This window comes from Jeotgalibacillus sp. R-1-5s-1 (genome assembly GCF_004405105.1).
In the GTDB taxonomy this organism is placed as follows: Bacteria; Bacillota; Bacilli; order Bacillales; family Jeotgalibacillaceae; genus Jeotgalibacillus.
This window is the reverse complement of the sequence record NZ_SORW01000053.1, coordinates 1-17,990: the sequence shown is the minus strand read 5'-3', so window position 1 is coordinate 17,990 and position 17,990 is coordinate 1. Positions and strand designations below refer to the sequence as shown.

20 protein-coding genes and 1 other annotated feature are annotated in these 17,990 nt (G+C 46.5%); of the genes, 15 read left to right on the top strand and 5 right to left on the bottom strand.

What is annotated here, in order from left to right; genetic code table 11:
- Nucleotides 1-10 precede the first annotated feature (10 nt).
- Nucleotides 11-829 carry a pyrroline-5-carboxylate reductase gene (gene proC / locus E2491_RS15535; RefSeq protein WP_134376548.1) on the bottom strand — a complete coding sequence of 273 codons (819 nt, stop codon included), beginning with the start codon at nt 827-829 and terminating at the stop codon, nt 11-13.
- Between the two features lie 64 nt (nt 830-893).
- Nucleotides 894-1,101 (bottom strand) — a binding site (T-box leader).
- Between the two features lie 139 nt (nt 1,102-1,240).
- Here proC and E2491_RS15530 point away from each other — a divergent pair.
- The 4 genes from E2491_RS15530 (at nt 1,241) to E2491_RS15515 (ending at nt 4,921) form a co-directional block, all read left to right on the top strand.
- Nucleotides 1,241-2,212: an MBL fold metallo-hydrolase gene (locus E2491_RS15530; RefSeq protein WP_134376547.1), complete on the top strand. Its 972-nt coding sequence runs from the start codon at nt 1,241-1,243 to the stop codon at nt 2,210-2,212.
- Complete coding sequence (locus E2491_RS15525) at nt 2,209-3,000, top strand: SDR family NAD(P)-dependent oxidoreductase (RefSeq protein WP_134376546.1); 792 nt, start codon at nt 2,209-2,211, stop codon at nt 2,998-3,000. Before E2491_RS15530 ends, E2491_RS15525 begins: the two co-directional genes overlap by 4 nt.
- Nucleotides 3,001-3,380: 380 nt before the next feature.
- Nucleotides 3,381-4,610: a Y-family DNA polymerase gene (locus tag E2491_RS15520; RefSeq protein WP_134376858.1), complete on the top strand. Its 1,230-nt coding sequence runs from the start codon at nt 3,381-3,383 to the stop codon at nt 4,608-4,610.
- The gene (locus E2491_RS15515) at nt 4,607-4,921 is read left to right on the top strand and encodes a YolD-like family protein (RefSeq protein WP_134376545.1); all 315 of its coding nucleotides are present in this window, start codon (nt 4,607-4,609) and stop codon (nt 4,919-4,921) included. The genes E2491_RS15520 and E2491_RS15515 overlap by 4 nt, the downstream gene beginning before the upstream one ends.
- A gap of 31 nt (nt 4,922-4,952) precedes the next feature.
- Here the strand turns inward: E2491_RS15515 and E2491_RS15510 are convergent, their stop codons facing one another.
- Nucleotides 4,953-5,144, bottom strand: coding sequence for a CDGSH iron-sulfur domain-containing protein (locus E2491_RS15510; protein ID WP_208528093.1), 192 nt, complete (start codon nt 5,142-5,144; stop codon nt 4,953-4,955).
- A gap of 140 nt (nt 5,145-5,284) precedes the next feature.
- Here E2491_RS15510 and E2491_RS15505 point away from each other — a divergent pair, with 140 nt between their 5' ends.
- On the top strand, nt 5,285-5,605 hold the full coding sequence (locus E2491_RS15505) for an iron-sulfur cluster biosynthesis family protein (protein ID WP_134376543.1): 321 nt from the start codon (nt 5,285-5,287) through the stop codon (nt 5,603-5,605).
- 472 nt (nt 5,606-6,077) lie between these two features.
- On the opposite strand, the gene E2491_RS15500 is transcribed toward E2491_RS15505, so the two are convergent.
- Together E2491_RS15500 and E2491_RS15495 are read right to left on the bottom strand one after the other, a co-directional pair.
- Nucleotides 6,078-7,007 carry an alpha/beta hydrolase gene (locus E2491_RS15500; RefSeq protein WP_134376542.1) on the bottom strand — a complete coding sequence of 310 codons (930 nt, stop codon included), beginning with the start codon at nt 7,005-7,007 and terminating at the stop codon, nt 6,078-6,080.
- Between the two features lie 18 nt (nt 7,008-7,025).
- Nucleotides 7,026-7,919, bottom strand: a complete 894-nt coding sequence (locus E2491_RS15495) for a hydroxymethylglutaryl-CoA lyase (RefSeq protein ID WP_244093979.1) — start codon at nt 7,917-7,919, stop codon at nt 7,026-7,028.
- 132 nt (nt 7,920-8,051) lie between these two features.
- Here E2491_RS15495 and E2491_RS15490 point away from each other — a divergent pair, with 132 nt between their 5' ends.
- Genes E2491_RS15490 through E2491_RS15475 form a run of 4 tightly spaced genes read left to right on the top strand, consistent with a single transcriptional unit; the run spans nt 8,052 to nt 10,887 of the window.
- Nucleotides 8,052-9,245 carry an acetyl-CoA C-acetyltransferase gene (locus E2491_RS15490; protein WP_134376540.1) on the top strand — a complete coding sequence of 398 codons (1,194 nt, stop codon included), beginning with the start codon at nt 8,052-8,054 and terminating at the stop codon, nt 9,243-9,245.
- A complete protein-coding gene (locus E2491_RS15485; RefSeq protein WP_134376539.1) occupies nt 9,245-9,934 on the top strand; it encodes a CoA transferase subunit A in 690 nt (229 codons plus the stop codon). The genes E2491_RS15490 and E2491_RS15485 overlap by 1 nt, the downstream gene beginning before the upstream one ends.
- Before the next feature lie 17 nt (nt 9,935-9,951).
- Nucleotides 9,952-10,614 carry a CoA transferase subunit B gene (locus tag E2491_RS15480; RefSeq protein ID WP_134376538.1) on the top strand — a complete coding sequence of 221 codons (663 nt, stop codon included), beginning with the start codon at nt 9,952-9,954 and terminating at the stop codon, nt 10,612-10,614.
- Nucleotides 10,615-10,650: 36 nt separating this feature from the next.
- Nucleotides 10,651-10,887, top strand: coding sequence for a YqkE family protein (locus tag E2491_RS15475; protein ID WP_134376537.1), 237 nt, complete (start codon nt 10,651-10,653; stop codon nt 10,885-10,887).
- 55 nt (nt 10,888-10,942) lie between these two features.
- Here the strand turns inward: E2491_RS15475 and E2491_RS15470 are convergent, their stop codons facing one another.
- Complete coding sequence (locus E2491_RS15470; protein WP_134376536.1) at nt 10,943-11,860, bottom strand: aldo/keto reductase; 918 nt, start codon at nt 11,858-11,860, stop codon at nt 10,943-10,945.
- A 120-nt stretch (nt 11,861-11,980) separates the two neighbouring features.
- Here E2491_RS15470 and E2491_RS15465 point away from each other — a divergent pair, with 120 nt between their 5' ends.
- The 6 genes from E2491_RS15465 (at nt 11,981) to E2491_RS15440 (ending at nt 17,839) form a co-directional block, all read left to right on the top strand.
- Nucleotides 11,981-12,523: an NUDIX hydrolase gene (locus E2491_RS15465; protein ID WP_134376856.1), complete on the top strand. Its 543-nt coding sequence runs from the start codon at nt 11,981-11,983 to the stop codon at nt 12,521-12,523.
- A gap of 66 nt (nt 12,524-12,589) precedes the next feature.
- Nucleotides 12,590-13,207, top strand: a complete 618-nt coding sequence (gene spoIIM / locus E2491_RS15460; protein WP_134376535.1) for a stage II sporulation protein M — start codon at nt 12,590-12,592, stop codon at nt 13,205-13,207.
- A gap of 112 nt (nt 13,208-13,319) precedes the next feature.
- Complete coding sequence (fur, locus tag E2491_RS15455) at nt 13,320-13,772, top strand: ferric iron uptake transcriptional regulator (RefSeq protein WP_134376534.1); 453 nt, start codon at nt 13,320-13,322, stop codon at nt 13,770-13,772.
- Between the two features lie 481 nt (nt 13,773-14,253).
- Complete coding sequence (xerD, locus tag E2491_RS15450) at nt 14,254-15,141, top strand: site-specific tyrosine recombinase XerD (RefSeq protein WP_134376533.1); 888 nt, start codon at nt 14,254-14,256, stop codon at nt 15,139-15,141.
- 99 nt (nt 15,142-15,240) lie between these two features.
- Entirely contained in the window at nt 15,241-16,419 is a 1,179-nt protein-coding gene (deoB, locus tag E2491_RS15445) for a phosphopentomutase (RefSeq protein WP_134376532.1), read from the top strand.
- Nucleotides 16,420-16,531: 112 nt separating this feature from the next.
- A complete protein-coding gene (locus E2491_RS15440) occupies nt 16,532-17,839 on the top strand; it encodes a pyrimidine-nucleoside phosphorylase (RefSeq protein WP_134376531.1) in 1,308 nt (435 codons plus the stop codon).
- Nucleotides 17,840-17,990 lie beyond the last annotated feature (151 nt).

The window sequence follows — 17,990 nt, the reverse complement described above, 5'->3', positions numbered from 1 at the left end:
AGCTAAAACATTACCGGGTCTGCTCAAACCGCTCACGCAGCCTGCCGGAATGAAGAGTGGCTTCTTTAATGCAATCCTTAAAAGCCGCTTTTACCTGATGAAGATCGAGCTGGGCAATGCCTGCTTCTGTCGTGCCACCTTCACTTGTAATCGCTTTTCTTAAATCTTCTGCCGGGAGGTTCGTGCTTTCAAGCATCTGGGCTGCTCCCTTTAACGTCTGAATAATAAAAGGCTTTGCTTCTGCCGGGCTTAATCCAAGTTCCACCGCGGCCTGTTCCATGGCTTCCACCACGTAATAAATATAAGCTGGGCCACTGCCGGATAATCCTGTTACAAGATCAAGCCGGGCTTCTTCCACAAGCGTGACCGAACCGATCGCTGAGAAAAGGGAGAGCGCTGTTATTTTCTGTTTATCCGTTACGTACTCATTAAAGGATAAACCGGTGGCAGACTGCTGAATCGTCGCTGATGTATTCGGCATTGCGCGGGCGATGGACGCCTCACCAAGCTGGCGGCTGATGTACTCAATGGACAATCCAGCCAATACGGAAATGAGCAGCTGTTCTTTTTGATAAAATGGTCTGATTGCTTCGATGGCTTCAGCTGCGTCTTTCGGCTTTACTGCAAGGACAATGATGTCTGCTCCTGCCAGCAGTGTCTGAAGATCATAGCTCGCTTTAATCCCATAGTTTTCACATAACAGATCCAGGCGGCTCTCATCTGAACGGTTTGTAATCCATAAATCTGTCTCTTTTAACGAAGGGGAGCCCTTCATTCCTTTTATCATGGCCTCTGCCATTGATCCTGCTCCCACGAATACGAGTTTCATCTAAATCCCTCCCGTTTATTTTCTGTTTGTCATTTTTACGATAAAAAAGCCCTCTCATCCTGGATAAAAGGACGAAAGGGCTTTTCGCGGTACCACCTTAATTTGCGGACGGATCCGCACACTTTAAGCCCCGTAACGCAGGGGTGCGGACCGGTTTTCCGGCCACTCAAAGGGCAGGTTCGGTGAGTGGTGGTCTGCAGAACTTTTCAGCCGGCGGGTTCTGCTCTCTTTTGACCTCATCTTCACGTACTAATCCTTATCAACGTGTTGTCGATTGATGTTATATGTGATTATGATGAGCGGACATGAGAATGTCAAGCTTTTTTTCAGACTTATTTACTTAACATCTTTGCGTAAAAACGCTACACTGATAGAAAGTGAATAGTTATTCAGTTATGAGGAGGAAATGACATGCCGGTTGAGCCAGTTTTACATCAGCTAACCATTCCGACACCTTTTGCGGTCGGGGATGTGCATATATATGTGTTAAAAGGAGACACCGTTACACTCGTGGATACAGGTCCGCGCACAAAGGAAGCATGGGAATCCGTTACAGCCCAGCTGTCAGCAATCGGGCTGCAGCCTGAGGATATTGATCAGATCGTGCTGACTCATCACCACGCTGACCATGCCGGACTGGTGGAAGAGTTCCGTCACGCAGTCCTCTACAGCCACCAGGACAGTGACCGGTTTTTAACGCGAACACAATCTTTTATGGATATGCACGACTTTTTCTACAGGGAGTTTTTTAAGCAGCTGGGGCTTCCTGAAGCCTATCTTGCGTTGATCGAAAAAATGAAGGATCCGCTGAAACCGATGGGGAACAGAGGGGCAGATGCTTATATAACAGAAGGAGATACACTGCCGGGGCTTGACGGCTGGCGCGTTATAGAAACCCACGGACATTCACAGGGACACGTTTCGCTGAGCTCAGCTGGAGAAATGATCGGAGGGGATATTTTACTCGGACACATTTCATCCAATCCGCTCATTGAACCGCCGTTTGGCATCAATACACCAAGGCCTGTTCCGCAGCTGCAGTACAATGATTCCTTAAAGAAAATCGCCGCACTCAACCCGGGGCGTGTGTGGACCGGTCATGGTGATCCCGTTTTGCAGCCCCTGCCTCTGATTCAGGAGCGTCTGAAAAAGCAGCATGAACGTGCGATGCTCGTAAAATCCATGCTTGCAGATAAGGAAACAACCGCCTTTGAACTGTGTCAAAAACTGTTTCCATCCTTATTCAAAAAGCAGCTCGGATTGACGTTATCTGAAACGATGGGACAGCTCGATTATTTACTGGCCAACGGTGAAATTAAAGAGGCAGGTCTGGCTCATGGTGCAATCATTTACCGTGCAGAAGGAGTGACAGAAAAAGTATGACTTCACTGAAAGGGAAAAAGGTCTGGATCACAGGCGCTTCCGGCGGACTCGGGCAGGCGATTGCGGAAGTGTGCGCCCGCCGCGGAGCCTCACTCGTACTAATCGCGCGTTCTGAGGAAAAACTTAAAAAAACAGCCTCGAGATGCATGACGATTGGAGCAGGTCAGGCAGCCGTTTATCCATTTGACCTGAGAAAAACATCAGAGGTACCGGACTTTGTGAATCACGTTCTGGAAGCGGAAGGAAGCGTTGACGTTCTTGTCAATAATGCAGGCTTCGGACTTTTTGAAACGCTTGAGAAGACAGATGAGGATGTGATCAAGGGAATGTTTGATGTCAATGTCCTGTCACTCATCTTAATGAGCCGCGGCGTGCTGCCGGCTATGGAAAGACAGGGCTCAGGACATATCGTCAACATCGCTTCACAGGCAGGGAAAATTGCCACACCGAAATCAACCATTTATGCAGCAACCAAACATGCGGTGCTCGGCTTCTCAAACAGTCTCCGGATGGAAACGGCAGACCGCGGCATTTTAGTGACGACTGTCAATCCTGGACCGATCGACACAAACTTTTTCGACTCAGCAGAGCCTAGTGGAAATTATGCAAGCAAGGTGAAAAAGTGGATGCTGTCTCCGCAGAAAGTCGCTGAAAAAACGGTGGATTCCTTTTTTACAGGAACACGTGAAATCAATCTTCCCGGCTGGATGAATGCTGCCTCACGCGTCTACGCACTGGCCCCCGGAGCAGTTGAACGCATCGGGAAAAAGGGATTTAATCAAAAATAAGAGATAAACGGAACTGCCTATTCCGAGGCAGTTCCGTTTTTTTGTTTGGAAGTGTTTTTAGCTCGTGAGCCTGCATCCATAATTCGTGAGGATAGAAGCTGAATTCGTGAGCTTGTGCGTCCCGAACGTGAGATTAGCACCTGAGTTCGTGGGGTTGTCCGTGATGGTTGTGAGTTTAGTGAACAATGACCTATATGCCGCGGAACTAAGTAGCCCGGCCTGGCCATCAAGTGTCTCCACGCCATCTGAAAAGTCCCTGACATTTCCAGCAATTTCAGGATTGTGATTTTGGAAAGAGGCTGATATGATAGGAACAAACGTTCGTATAGGTGGTGATGTAATTGCAAAGGTCAGATGAGAAGCGGATCCTGTGTGTGGATATGAGAAGTTTTTATGCCAGCTGCACAGCGGTTGAAACCGGACAGGATCCGCTTCAGTGCAGAATTGCCATTGTGGGTGATAAAGATCAGAAAGGCAGTGTGGTGCTTGCAGCCTCACCCCGTTTGAAAAAGGAATTTGGCATCCGGACCGGTTCGAGACTTCATGAAATTCCGTATGATGCGTCTATCCAGCTGCTTGAGCCTGATATGGGTCAGTATCTGCGTCTTTCAACTGAAATCACGAAGCTGTTTCACCGCTATGTGCCGAAGGATGCGATTCACATTTACAGTGTGGACGAGAGCTTTTTGCAGATTGATGGGACAGACAGACTCTGGGGGGATGCGTGGGAAACAGCCCGTCGTATTGCTGATGATATGATGAGGGAGTTTGGCCTTCCGTGTGCCATCGGCATTGGTCCCAACATGCTTTTATCAAAGCTTTGTCTGGATCTCGAGGCAAAGAAAAAGAGCATTGCAGAATGGACATATGCAGATGTGGAAAAAAAACTCTGGCCGGTTAAGCCACTTTCTGCCATGTGGGGGATCGGTCCGCGCCTTGAAAAAAAACTCAACCGTATGGGGATTTTTACGGTAGGGGATCTTGCCGCATATGATCTTGAGCGCCTGGAGTCTGTGTTTGGTGTGATGGGTAACCAGCTTTATTATCATGCGCACGGCATTGATCATTCAAAGGTCGGTGCGCCGATTATACAGGGGCAGGTAAGCTACGGGAAAAGTCAGATTCTCCTTCGGGATTATACGGATTATGGTGAGATCTGTGCCGTCATTCTCGAAATGTGTGAAGAAGTAGCGAGAAGGGCAAGGAGAAATCGTCTGGCGGCGCGCACAATTCATCTTGGAGTCGGCTACAGTAAGCAGGCGCAGGTTTCTTCTTTTCACCGGTCCACATCACTTGAAAAGCCGAGTGCGATTACGATGGAGCTTTATGAGGCCTGCCTGCTGATGTTAAATCAGCATCTTCAGCCTTGTGCTGTGAGGAAAATTTCTATTTCGGTGACAAATCTTGTGCCGGATCATGTTCTTCAGCTTGATCTCTTTCAGCCTGAAAAAGAACACCGCCACCAGCTCGGTTATACGATGGATGCGATCCGTGACCGCTTTGGATCGGCTGCTCTCCTGCGGGCCATTTCCTATACACCGGCCGGCACTTCACGAAGAAGAGCCCGTCTGATCGGGGGACATAAGTCGAAAGAGAGGAATATCAGATGAATAAAGACCGCGGCACGATCAAGTGGACGTCCATGATGCTGCCGGAGCACGTGAAGCTGCTTCGTGAATGGGCTGATCAGGACGAATACGATACAATGCCTGAAGCGGATGAACAGCAAAAGGAGGAGTGGGGGCGTCTGATACAGGAGGCCTTGGAGCTGAAGCTTGAACTCAGCGTTTCATACTTTAAGGATCACCGGATTATAACGGCAGAAGGGCTGATTGAGAAAGTGGATGACTATTCTCAGATGCTCACGATTAACGGTGTTCAAATCTCTTTTCACACTCTTGTTGCTATTTCTCAAAAATAAAAAGCAGCAAGTTTTTGCTGCTCTGCTTTCATTATTTCTCCTCAAGTACGGTTTCAGCTCTCACGCAGGAATCAAACTTTCCTTTATGGGATGCATCACAAAAAGGCATCTTTTGCGATAATCCACAGCGGCACAGTGAAAAGACCGGTTTGACGGGAAATGGATTACCATCCATATCAATAAGCTCCACATCACCTGTGACCTTTAACGATCCATTGTCCATCACTTTAATCTGAACTTTTTCCAATGTATAAACCCCTCCTTCGTATGTACGTTTCTGATCCTACTCGAACAGGTCTTAAAAAGCAAGATCCGGGGAAAAGAAAAAGGAGCGTGCTATACTTTAAAGTGGAGGCGATACAGATGAAAATTACGATAACCGGACCCGCGTCAGAAAAAATAACTGAAAAACTCCCGAAAGAAGGCTTTTTAAAGCTGAAATATGATACAGAAGGAACAGGCTGTGTCATGAACGGGGTGCCGATCCTGTGGCATGTGGAAGAGCCTGAAGAAGGGGATCAGCTGATCGAAACCAACGGCCGCCCGGTGTTAATCGAAAAATCCAAAGAAGTTTTTTATGATAAAGAACTGACGATTGATTATTCGGACTCTGCCGGCATGTTTCAGCTGAAAAGTCCCGGACAGACGATCAATGGACGAATGAGCTTAAAAAAACAAAAATGAAGATAAGCGGGTCCACCTGTGTGGGCCCGCTGATTTATGTCTAGCTCCAGCGACTAGCCCCTCGAGGTCATAAGTCAAAGCTGAACGAGGGCAAAGGTCAGCCCTCTTTCCATCTTCGCCTTATGCTTGTCGGGGCTGGACGAGTCGCCTCTGCTTTTCTTTGTGTCTAGCTCCGGTTCGCAGCGGCTAGTGCGCTTCCCTCAGCTCATTTCGATAAGTCAACATCAGCTCACTATCGTTCGCTGTGTTTCCTTTATCTTAATCGCTTCAGTCCACCGCATACGCCGCTAAACGCGAACCTGCGCTTTTCGTTGTGTCTAGCTCCGGCGGGCAGGGACTAGCAAACTTCCCGTCCTCTCGTTCGATAAGTCAACATCGGTTCACTTCGTTCACCGTGTTTCCTTTATCTCCGCCTGGGCCAGTCCAGTTTGTACGTCCCTAAACGCCCGCCTCTGCTTTTCTTTATGCTGACTTAAGGAGATACTTGCACGAATGCATTTAAAAACTCATCGATTTTTGCGCTGTACTCTTCCCGGTTAGCTGTATAGGACTGGGCATGACCACCGTTTTCAGCCAGGTAAAGGTTTTTAGGCCCTTCTTTTAGCGTATATAATGTTTCAGTCATGTGGGAAGGGATAAAACCATCATTTTTACTATGGATAAATAATACCGGCTTCTTTATATGCTGCACAGCTTCCTTTGGCGACACATCACGGATCGTGTATCGGTCACGCAGCAGGATAAAAGCATCGGCAAGTTTTACAGCTAGCCTTGAGGCGAGTCCGGGACGCTGCTTTTTACCGATCAGATAGGCAAGCTGTTCGCTGAGATCGGAAAAAGGACAGTCAGCAATATAAAAGTCAGCGCGATCCTCAACCGTACCTGCGTACAAAAGGGTCGTCACGGCTCCCATTGATTCACCGTGAATACCGAATACCGTCTGATCCCCCTCACGCTCAAGCAGCGCACTGACCACAGCCTTCAGGTCAATTTTTTCATAAAAGCCGTAGCTTGTTGTTTTACCCCCCGAATCCCCATGACGCCGGTGATCATAAATCACGGCATTATAACCCTTTGATAAAAACAGCTGCATATACTTCATTGAATTCATTTTATTTTCCGTGACGCCGTGACAGAAAATCACGTAGGGGCCGCCGGGATGTGGCTTAATAAAAACAGCCTGCAGGTCATAGCCGCCCGGTGAAGGAATCGTCACTTCCTCCTTTGGCAGGGCACTGTATTCCGCCTCATCGTAAAAACCCGCAGAGCGTTCCCGTTCTTCAATGACAGACGCTTCCTTCATTTTCATGTACATAATCCGGTTTGATAAATATACCCCGAGTCCGCTGACAGTAACAGCCGCTGCAGAAGCAATGGCGGCTGCGGTTTTTTTTCTTTTCATCGCGATTCCCTCTTTCGGTTACGCTTTTTGATGCTCCCGGTAATACCAGCTTGATAATTCCCTCGATACATAAGGTTTAATAATATCTATAGATTTTACCAGTGAATCCAGATTGATGCCTGTTTCAATGCCCATCTCATGCAGCATATACACGACATCTTCAGTTGCGACATTTCCACTGGCACCTGGAGCGAACGGACAGCCGCCAAGACCGCCTGCAGAAGAATCGAAACGGTTGATTCCGGCAAGAAGGGCGGCATAAATATTCGCCAGTGCCATCTTCCGCGTATCATGGAAATGGGCGGTTAATAAAATGCCGGGAAGCTCTTCTTTCAGTTTTGAGAAAAGCGCAAACGATTCTTTTGGTGTTGCTTTTCCAATCGTATCTGCCACGCTCAGTTCATCCACACCCATCTCATAAAACGCCTGGCACAGTGCGAGGGTATCATCAGGATCTACAGCACCTTCATAAGGACAGTGGAAAGCAGTTGAAATACAGGCGCGGACGAAAATCCCCTGCATTTTCAACTCCTTAATGACAGGATGCAGTCCTTTAAGTGCTTCTTCGGTTGTGCGGTTTATATTCTTCTGATTGAAGGTTGAACTCACGCCGAGAAAGACAGCCACCGACTTTGCTCCTGCCTGCAGAGCAGCTTCCACACCACGCTGATTCGGCGTCAGCACGATTGTTTTATCATAATGGCTGACATATTCCATCACTTCTGCCGCATCGCTCATTTGCGGCACCCACTTCGGTGACACAAAGGATGTGACTTCCATTTCACGGAAGCCTGAGTTGAAAAGCGATTGAATAAAAGCGACTTTTTGTTCTGTCGGTACAAAGTTTGCTTCGTTCTGCAGACCGTCACGCGGTCCTACTTCTATAATGGTTGCAGTTTCAGGTAAATTCACAAAAGCCATCCCCTTTATTATTTTTCCATGTTCTAACGTAAGCGTACCAGAAAAAATCCAGTCGAAAAAGAAGGAATTAAAGCGTTTTCATAGAAAAGGAATAAGTGGAACACAACAAAGGAGGATTTTTTCATGACAAGAGAAGCAGTAGTGGTAAGTGCAGTAAGAACAGCAATCGGTGCCTTTAACGGTTCACTGAAAGGGGTAAGTGCAACGGCACTTGGTGCAGTCGTGATAAAAGAAGCCGTACATAAAGCAGGTATCTCACCTGAAATGATTGATGAAGTCATTATGGGGAATGTACTGCAGTCAGGGCTTGGGCAGAATCCTGCGAGGCAGGCCGCAATGGAGGCGGGACTGCCGCAGGAAGTGCCGGCCATGACAATTAACAAAGTATGCGGATCAGGATTAAAAGCGATCCACCTGGCATCACAGGCAATTATCGCAGGAGATGCGGATGTGATTGTCGCAGGCGGAATGGAAAATATGAGCCGTGCCCCATATTTGCTTGAAGGAGCACGTGATGGTTTTAAAATGGGTGATCAGAAAATGACTGACAGTATGATCCGCGACGGGTTATGGTGTGCTTTTAATGATTACCATATGGGGATGACAGCTGAAAATTTATGCTACCGCTACAACCTGACGCGTGAAGAACAGGACGCATTTGCTGCAGGCAGTCAGCAAAAAGCGGTAGCAGCAATTGAAGCCGGACGTTTTGAAGATGAAATCGTACCGGTCGTAATCCCGCAGCGTAAAGGGGATCCACTTGTATTTAAAACAGATGAGTATCCAAGAGCAGGAACAACTGCTGAGTCCCTCGGCAAGTTAAGGGGCGCGTTCAAAAAGGATGGCAACGTAACAGCCGGGAATGCATCAGGAATCAATGATGGAGCAGCTGCTGTATTGGTGATGTCAAAAGAGAAAGCACTTGAGCTTGGCCTGACGCCGCTTGTGACGATCAGAGGCAATGCGAGTGCGGGTGTGGATCCAAGCGTGATGGGAATCGGGCCTGTAGAAGCTGTACAAAAAGCGCTGAAAAAATCAAACACAAACCTTGATGATATGGATCTGATTGAAGCAAACGAAGCCTTTGCCGCACAGTCCCTTGCTGTGGACCGCGAGCTTTCATTTAACAAAGAAAAGCTGAATGTGAATGGTGGTGCCATTGCACTGGGGCATCCGATCGGAGCAAGCGGAACAAGAATTTTTGTAACGCTCGTTCATGAGATGCAAAAAAGAAGTTCGCGTTACGGCCTGGCTACACTTTGTATCGGAGGCGGTCAGGGCGTGGCTACAGTCGTGGAAAGAGAGGGTGACGCGTAATGAAAACCATTTATTCTAATGCAGCTGAAGCTGTTTCACATATTAAAGACGGCGACACCGTGATGGTAGGCGGTTTTGGTTTATGCGGGATCCCGGAGCAGCTCATTCTTGCTTTAATGGACAGCGGTGTAAAAGATTTAACCGTGATTTCAAATAACTGCGGCATCGATGAATGGGGCCTGGGACTGCTTCTTCATGACCGTCAGATTAAAAAAATGATCGGCTCGTATGTCGGGGAAAACAAGGAATTTGAGCGCCAGGTGTTATCGGGCGAACTTGAGGTGGAGCTTGTGCCGCAGGGAACGCTTGCAGAGCGCATCCGTGCAGGCGGCGCCGGAATTCCTGCCTTTTACACTCCCGCAGGCGTCGGAACCCCGGTAGCGGAAGGAAAAGAAGTTCGTGAATTTGACGGAAAAGAATATGTCCTTGAACAGGCGCTGAAGGCGGACGTCAGTCTAGTACGTGCCTGGAAAGGCGATAAAATGGGAAATCTCGTGTACCGCAAAACGGCGCGTAATTTCAATCCAATGATCGCAGCAGCAGGAAAAGTAACAATCGCTGAAGTGGAAGAGCTTGTTGAAATCGGGGATCTTGATCCAAATGAGATTCATACGCCAAGCATTTACGTACAGCACCTGATCCAGGCTGATCAGGAGAAACGCATTGAAAGAAGAACGGTGACAGCATAAAGAGGAGAGGTGTCAACATGGATAAACAAAAGGTTAGAGAAACGATTGCCAAACGTGCGGAAAAAGAAATCAATGATGGTGATTATGTTAATCTCGGGATCGGGATGCCGACCCTTGTCGCCAATCATCTGTCAGAAAATAAGCAGGTCATTTTACAATCGGAAAACGGACTGCTCGGTATTGGACGTTATCCAACAGAGGATGAAGTCGATGCTGACCTGATCAACGCCGGAAAAGAAACCGTGACGGCTGTGAAAGGGGCTGCCTACTTTGATAGTGCCGAATCGTTTGCCATGATCAGAGGTGGTCATGTGGATGTGGCCATTTTAGGCGGAATGGAAGTATCGGAGTCCGGTGACTTGGCAAACTGGATGATCCCGGGTAAGATGATCAAAGGAATGGGCGGTGCGATGGATCTCGTTCATGGTGCCCGCAAGATTATTGTCATTATGGAGCATGTCAACCGGGATGGGCAGCCTAAGATTTTGAAGGAATGTTCACTTTCTCTGACCGGTAAAAAGGTTGTCAACCGGATTATTACCGAGCGTGCAGTCATTGATGTTACAGAAAAGGGGTTAGTGCTTGCGGAAGTGGCGGAAGGTTTTACAGTAGAAGAGATTGTGTCTTCCACTGAAGCCGAGCTTCACGTGCCTGAACACGTTAAAACAGGAGCCTTCTAACATCCGTTCAGCACGCCGCCTAACGGAGGTAATCAAATGAGAAAAGAATATCACAAACAGCAGGAGAAGGAACCAAGCCTGAAAGATTCACTGAATCAGGACATGCTTGAAAAACTCCAAAACCTGAAGAAAAATGCTGTGGAAGCGGAAGAAAAAGCGCGTCAGGAGCGGATCAGACAAAAAGAAGCTGAACGCATCGAGCGCGAGAAAAATAAATCCTTTGAAGAACTGCTTGATGAAAGCAGGATGAACTGGAAGGATTACAAAAGCTGATACAAAAAGGACCGCCTGTCATAACGCTGCAGGCGGTCCTTTTTTGTATCGTGATTTATAAGCGGTGTTCGCTGTATCCGTTGTCTTTGGTCAGCTGTTTTAAAAGGGCAATTTCTTCATCTGACAACGCAGGGGACTCCATGGCTTTCACATTTGAAAGCACCTGTTCCTTTGAACTTGCACCGGCAATAATGGTGGAGACGACTTTTTGTGAGGCATTAAACTGTATTGCTAATTCCTCAAGTGAACGGTTTTCAAACTTATCCTGCAGAGCATGAAGCAGCTCGGTAAGCTCCTGTTGGTCATAATTCAAAAAACCGTCTTTAGCCTGGTCAAGCTTCTTTTTAAACTGAGCAGACAATAATCCCTTTGCAAGCGGTCCGCGCGTAATGACAGAGACGCCGTTATTCTCAAGGATCGGGAATGCCTGTTCCTCAGGTCTGCGGTCGAGCAGGCTGTACTGCATCATATTGGATACCGCCGATGAGCGCGGCGCATACTCATTAATGACATTCGGGCGGATGGAGGAAAAACCGTATTCGCGGATTAGTCCCTCTGCTTTCAGTTCTTCAAACGCTTCAATGGTTTCATCAATCGGGTCATCGAGCGTGCCGCCGTGAAGCTGATATAAATCAATGTAGTCGGTTTGCATGCGCTTGAGGCTGTTTTTAACCTGCTCTTTTATGTATTGCTTTGAAGGGTCCCAGGACCAGCCGTCTCTTGCCGGGTTTGGTTTATTGCCAACCTTGGTTGCAATCAAAACCTCGTTTCTGACCTGCTTTAGCACTTCACCAACCAGTTCCTCATTTTGGCCGTAATCATACAGATCTGCAGTATCGAAATAATTAATACCCTGATCAAATGCCGTTAACAGGATCTCCTCTGCCTTCTTTTTATCAGTCCCGATAGACATGCAGCCAAGTCCGAGCAATGTCCCTTCAAGCGATGATGAACCGATAATTCTTTTAATCATCGTACATCTCCTCCTTCATATAGTTAGTGTATTCTCAAAATGTCTTATATTCAAACAGTCTGCTTTATCGTGTCTTTGCATAAGAAAGGCTGATACAATATCAGTTGAGGAGTGATTATGATGAAAAAATTCGAAGAAAAAACGATTTCTAAAGAAGTTCTGTATGAAGGGAAAATCATTAACCTCCAAATTGAAGAGGTTGAACTGCCGAATGGCAAAACGTCTAAACGTGAAATCATTAAACACCCCGGTGCTGTCTGCGTCATTGCTGTCACCGATGAGGGGAAAATCATCATGGTGGAACAGTACCGCAAAGCACTTGAGCGTTCCATTCTTGAAATACCGGCTGGAAAACTTGAGCCGGGGGAAGAGCCTCATATTACGGCTGTCCGTGAACTGGAGGAGGAAACAGGCTATGGCTGCCGGGAGTTGAAGCCGCTTATTTCTTTTTATACGTCACCGGGCTTTGCTGATGAACTGGTTCACGTTTTTGTTGCTGAAGATCTTTATAAAATCGAAAATGCCAGCGCAACGGATGAGGATGAATTCGTTGAGCTTATTGAACTGACGCTTGAAGAGGCAGAGGAATGTGTAAAAACACAACGCATTTTTGATGCCAAAACCGCTTATGCCGTCCTGCACCTGAGACTTCAGCAAAGCTGATTACATTCATGAACTCCTTTTATTTGCATACAATGGAGAAATGCAAAATAAAAGGAGGCATCATACGTGAAAGGACCCGCAGCACGTCAATTACACCGGTATTTACAAAGCCATCTTTCATTTTACCTGTTCAGTTTACTCCTGCTGGCAGGTGGAACAGTGACCGGAGCCATTCTGGTCAATGACTTCTCATCACACAATGTGACAATAGACAGTCTGAATCTGATTTGGCCTGAAGGTACACTGACCGCTCAAATCGAAACGATTAAATCATATATGCTGGCAGATCTGGTCATTTTATTTTTTATGTGGCTGTCAGGGCTGACGCTGATCGGAATCCCGGCTGCATGGTTTTTACTGTACATAAAAGGCTGTCTGTTCGGTTTTGCTGCAGGTTTTCTTGTGTATCAGAGCGGATGGGAAGGAGTATGGCATGCAGCAGGTCTTCTGTTGCCGCAGAACCTGCTGCTTATTCCGGTCTATCTGATCGTATGCAGCCAGGCTACTATCCTGACTTTTCAACTGTGGAGAAGCGTGTTAACGCGGCAGTCATTTGGCCCGGCTTTCCGCAAAACAGGTCTTACTTACTGTTCTATCCTGTTATTCGTTCTGATTATCGCAGCTGCTGGTGCTGCAGTAGAGCTGGTTGTTCCGGTTCAATGGGCTAAATGGTTTATTACATAATAATAATTATTAATTAATAGTAAATATCCTCCTTAAATTAAAATGATTATCGTTTGCATTTAGCAGTTGGTTTGTTATAATGAGAACTGATAATGCGAGGGAGGGGTACATAGTGGAAAACAGGATTGAAAGAATTAAAAAACAGCTGCATTCAGCCAGCTATAAGCTGACCCCTCAGCGCGAAGCGACAGTAAGGGTTCTGCTTGAAAATGAAGCAGACCACCTTAGTGCAGAGGACGTTTATTTACTAGTGAAGGAAAAAGCGCCTGAAATTGGACTGGCTACTGTCTACCGGACACTTGAACTTTTATCTGAATTAAAAGTAGTGGATAAAATCAACTTTGGTGACGGTGTCTCGCGCTATGATCTTCGGAAAGAGGGAGCAGCCCATTTTCATCACCACCTGATCTGTCTTGAGTGCGGAACGGTAGATGAAATACAGGATGACCTTCTAGAAGATGTGGAAGAAATTGTTGAACGCGACTGGAATTTTAAAATTAAAGATCACCGTCTTACGTTTCACGGTATTTGTCACAGATGCCATGATGGAACGGATGAGGGATAATTGAAGAACAAACGGGACATTCATTGATATGTCTCGTTTTTTATTTTGATTAATAATAAAACCGGGCCGTATTCCACCTTCCGTTTGTGTCTAGCTGCGGCGACTAGCCCCTCGAGTCATAAGTCAAAGATGGACGAGGGCGAAGGTCAGCCCTCTTTTCATCTTCGACTTATGCTTGTCGGGGCTGGACGAGTCGTCTCAGCTTTTCTAAGGTCGCGCGGTGAGCCAGATGTGCGCAGCACAGCTGGCTCACCTGTCGCTTCTCTGCCGTAGGAGTCTACGGATGCCCCAGGCCCTTTTGTAAGTTTTCAAGTAATCATTTTTGAGAATGAAATGATGATAGTGTCAGCTTAATTCCAACTTGTTAGGGTAATTAATTAAGTTTTATAAAATAACAAACGAAGCCTCTTTTACATTTTGAATACGAAAGATGACTTTACCGGGCTTCCATAATACAATGGTAAGGTAAGGGGGATATGCGATGAAGGATCACCTGCAGGATTTTATTCAGTTTATGGTTGTGGAAAAAGGGTTGTCTAAAAATACGGTTCAATCCTATGAACGGGATTTGAAAAGCTATATTGAATACTTAATAAAAGTTGAGCAGCTGTCTGATGTTTGTGATATTAAGCGGGTACATATCCTTCAGTTTTTTCACCTGTTAAAAACAAAAGGAAAATCTTCAAGGACCATCGCCCGTCATACGTCTTCAATCAGGTCTTTCCATCATTTCTTAATGCGGGACCGGCGCTGTCAGGAAGACCCTACTGAGCACCTGGAGACACCAAAAGCAGAAAAGACGCTTCCGAAGGTTTTGAATCTGGAGGAAGTGGAGGAATTGCTGAATGCACCGGATCTTTCTAAAAAGAACGGCTGGCGTGACAAAGCCATGCTTGAGGTTTTATATGGAACAGGCATGCGCGTCAGTGAGCTGATCGGATTGAATGCAGATGATGTGAATCTCGAAATGGGGTTTATCAGGTGCAGGGGAAAGGGAAATAAAGAAAGAATTATTCCCATAGGAAAAACGGCTGCAGACGTCCTGAATACGTATTTGAACCAGACGAGAAATCAGATGAAAAAAGGCCGGGAGAGCGCTCTGTTTCTCAATCATCACGGGAATCGTTTAAGCAGACAGGGTTTCTGGAAAATCCTGAAGTCACTGGCTTCAAAAGCAAGAATTGAAAAAGAGCTCACCCCTCATACGTTAAGGCATTCATTTGCCACACATTTACTTGAGAACGGGGCGGATTTGAGAGCGGTTCAGGAAATGCTTGGACATGCAGATATTTCCACTACTCAGATTTACACACACGTATCAACGAAACGGATTCGCGAGGTTTATTCGCAGTTTCACCCGAGAGCCTGATCACGGGTGAAATTAGTTGTCAGACTTCAGACGAATATCTTGTCAGACTGAACAGGATGCAGTTATGATAGAAACATGCAGATTAAAGGAGGAAGACGGATGTCAACATTTAAACGCGTCCACCTGATCGTAATGGATTCGGTGGGTATTGGTGAAGCACCGGACGCAGCTGATTTTAATGATAAAGGGGCGCACACACTTGGTCATATTGCTGACCATATGAATGGTCTGAATATGCCAAATATGGGTAAGCTGGGACTTTCAAATATCGAAGAGATTAAGGGAATTGAGAAAGCGGTTTCCCCGATGGCTTACTACACAAAAATGCAGGAGGCTTCTGTTGGTAAGGATACGATGACAGGTCACTGGGAGATCATGGGGCTTAACATTGATAAACCGTTTAAAGTGTACCCTGAAGGATTCCCGCAGGAGCTGATTGATCAGCTTGAAGAGAAAACGGGCAGAAAAGTGATTGGGAATAAGCCTGCAAGCGGAACAGCTATTCTTGACGAATTAGGAGAAGAGCACATGAAAACCGGTGCGCTGATCGTCTATACGTCAGCTGACCCTGTTTTGCAGATTGCTGCGCATGAGGATATTATTCCGATTGAAGAGCAGTACCGTATTTGTGAAATCGCAAGAGAGCTGACGCTGGACGAAAAATATCTGGTTGGCCGTATCATTGCCCGTCCATTTATTGGAGAACCGGGTTCATTCAAGCGTACATCTAATCGCCATGACTATGCTTTAAAACCGTTTGAGCGCACTGTCATGAATGAATTAAAGGATAGCGGCTATGATGTTGTAGCAATCGGGAAGATCTCTGATATTTACAATGGTGAGGGAGTGACAGATTCTCTTCGCACAAATGACAACATGGATGGAATGGATAAGTTTATCCAGACGTTCGACCGTGATTTTACAGGTTTAAGCTTTTTGAACCTTGTTGACTTTGATGCGCTGTTTGGTCACCGCCGAGACCCTAAAGGATATGGTGAAGCGCTTGAAGCATATGATCAGCGTCTGACGGAAGTGTTTGAAAAAATGACAGAGGATGACCTGCTGATTATTACAGCAGACCACGGAAATGATCCTGTCCATCACGGAACGGATCACACCCGTGAATATGTGCCGCTTCTTGTGTATTCTCCAAAATTAAAGGAAGCAGGTCAGCTTGAGCTTCGCGAAACGTTTGCTGATATCGGTGCAACGGTTGCAGAAAACTTTAACGTAAAAGCACCTAAGTTCGGTAGAAGTTTCTTAAAGGACTTAATTTAATAGGCACAGAATCCGGGAACCCGTTTCGATGAACAACAGCATGTAAACAGGTTCCCGGTATTAGTCCTGAATCAATTGCCACACTATATTAAAAAGAAACGGGGAAACGACAATGAGAATGGTCGATATCATTGAGAAAAAACGTAATGGCGGCGAATTATCACAGGCAGAAATCAACTTTGTGATTGAAGGTTATACAAATGAAACGATTCCTGATTATCAGGTCAGCGCTCTTTTAATGGCGATTTATTTTGAAGGGATGTCCCAGCAGGAACGTGCAGACCTGACAATGGCTATGGTTGAATCAGGTGATCAGATTGATCTTTCAGCGATTGAAGGCGTCAAGGTCGATAAGCACTCAACAGGGGGAGTTGGTGACACGACTACTTTAATTCTTGGACCTCTTGTTGCGGCAGTTGGCGTTCCGGTTGCAAAAATGAGCGGACGCGGTCTTGGTCATACAGGTGGAACGATTGATAAACTGGAAGCGGTTCCCGGGTTCCATGTGGAGCTTTCAAGTGAAGAATTCACCCGTCTAGTCAATGAAGAGAAGCTTGCTGTGATCGGACAAAGTGGGAACCTGACACCTGCTGATAAAAAGCTTTATGCACTTCGTGATGTTACAGCAACGGTGAACAGCATCCCGCTCATCGCTTCCTCTATTATGAGCAAAAAGATTGCGGCCGGTGCGGATGCCATCGTACTTGATGTAAAAACAGGTGCGGGAGCATTTATGAAAGACGAAGCGCAGGCACGTGAACTTGCTGAAGCCATGGTACGGATCGGAAACAATGTTGGCCGTAAAACGATGGCTGTAATTTCGGATATGAGCCAGCCGCTCGGTTTAGCGATTGGAAATGCGCTAGAAGTAAAAGAAGCCATCGATACGTTGAAAGGTGAAGGTCCAGAGGATTTAACGGAGTTATGTTTAGTACTCGGCAGCTACATGGTTTACCTTGCCGGTAAAGCAGGAAGTCTTGAAGAGGCAAGAACAAAGCTTGAAGAAGTCATTAAAAATGGTGAAGCACTTAACCGTTTCAAAGCATTTCTTGCGGGACAGGGTGGAGATGCATCCGTCGTTGATGATCCATCAAGACTCCCTCAGGCTGAGCATAAAATTGAACTAGAGGCAAAAGAAGGCGGTAAGGTCAGCCGGATTGTTGCGGATAGTGTCGGAACAGCAGCAATGTGGCTTGGGGCTGGCCGCGCAACAAAAGAAAGTGAAATTGATCTTGCAGTCGGCTTAATGCTGAATAAAAAAGTTGGCGACTCTGTTGAAAAGGGAGAATCACTTGTAACGATTTATGCGAATGATTTGACCGAAGTTGAGCGCGTTAAAGAAAAATTGTATGAAAGCATCATCGTATCAGAGGAAGGACATGCGCCAGCCCTGATCGTTGGTGAAGTAACAGGAGAATAAATCTGTATGTCAGCCCCGGCTTCACGGCCTGGACTGACATAATCATAAAAGCGGGACACTGATTGAACTGCACCCTGTCAAGTAGACAGTAAAAAAGAAAAAAGCTTAGAACTACGCTACGGCCTGGTACCGATACTCTATCGGTGCCAGG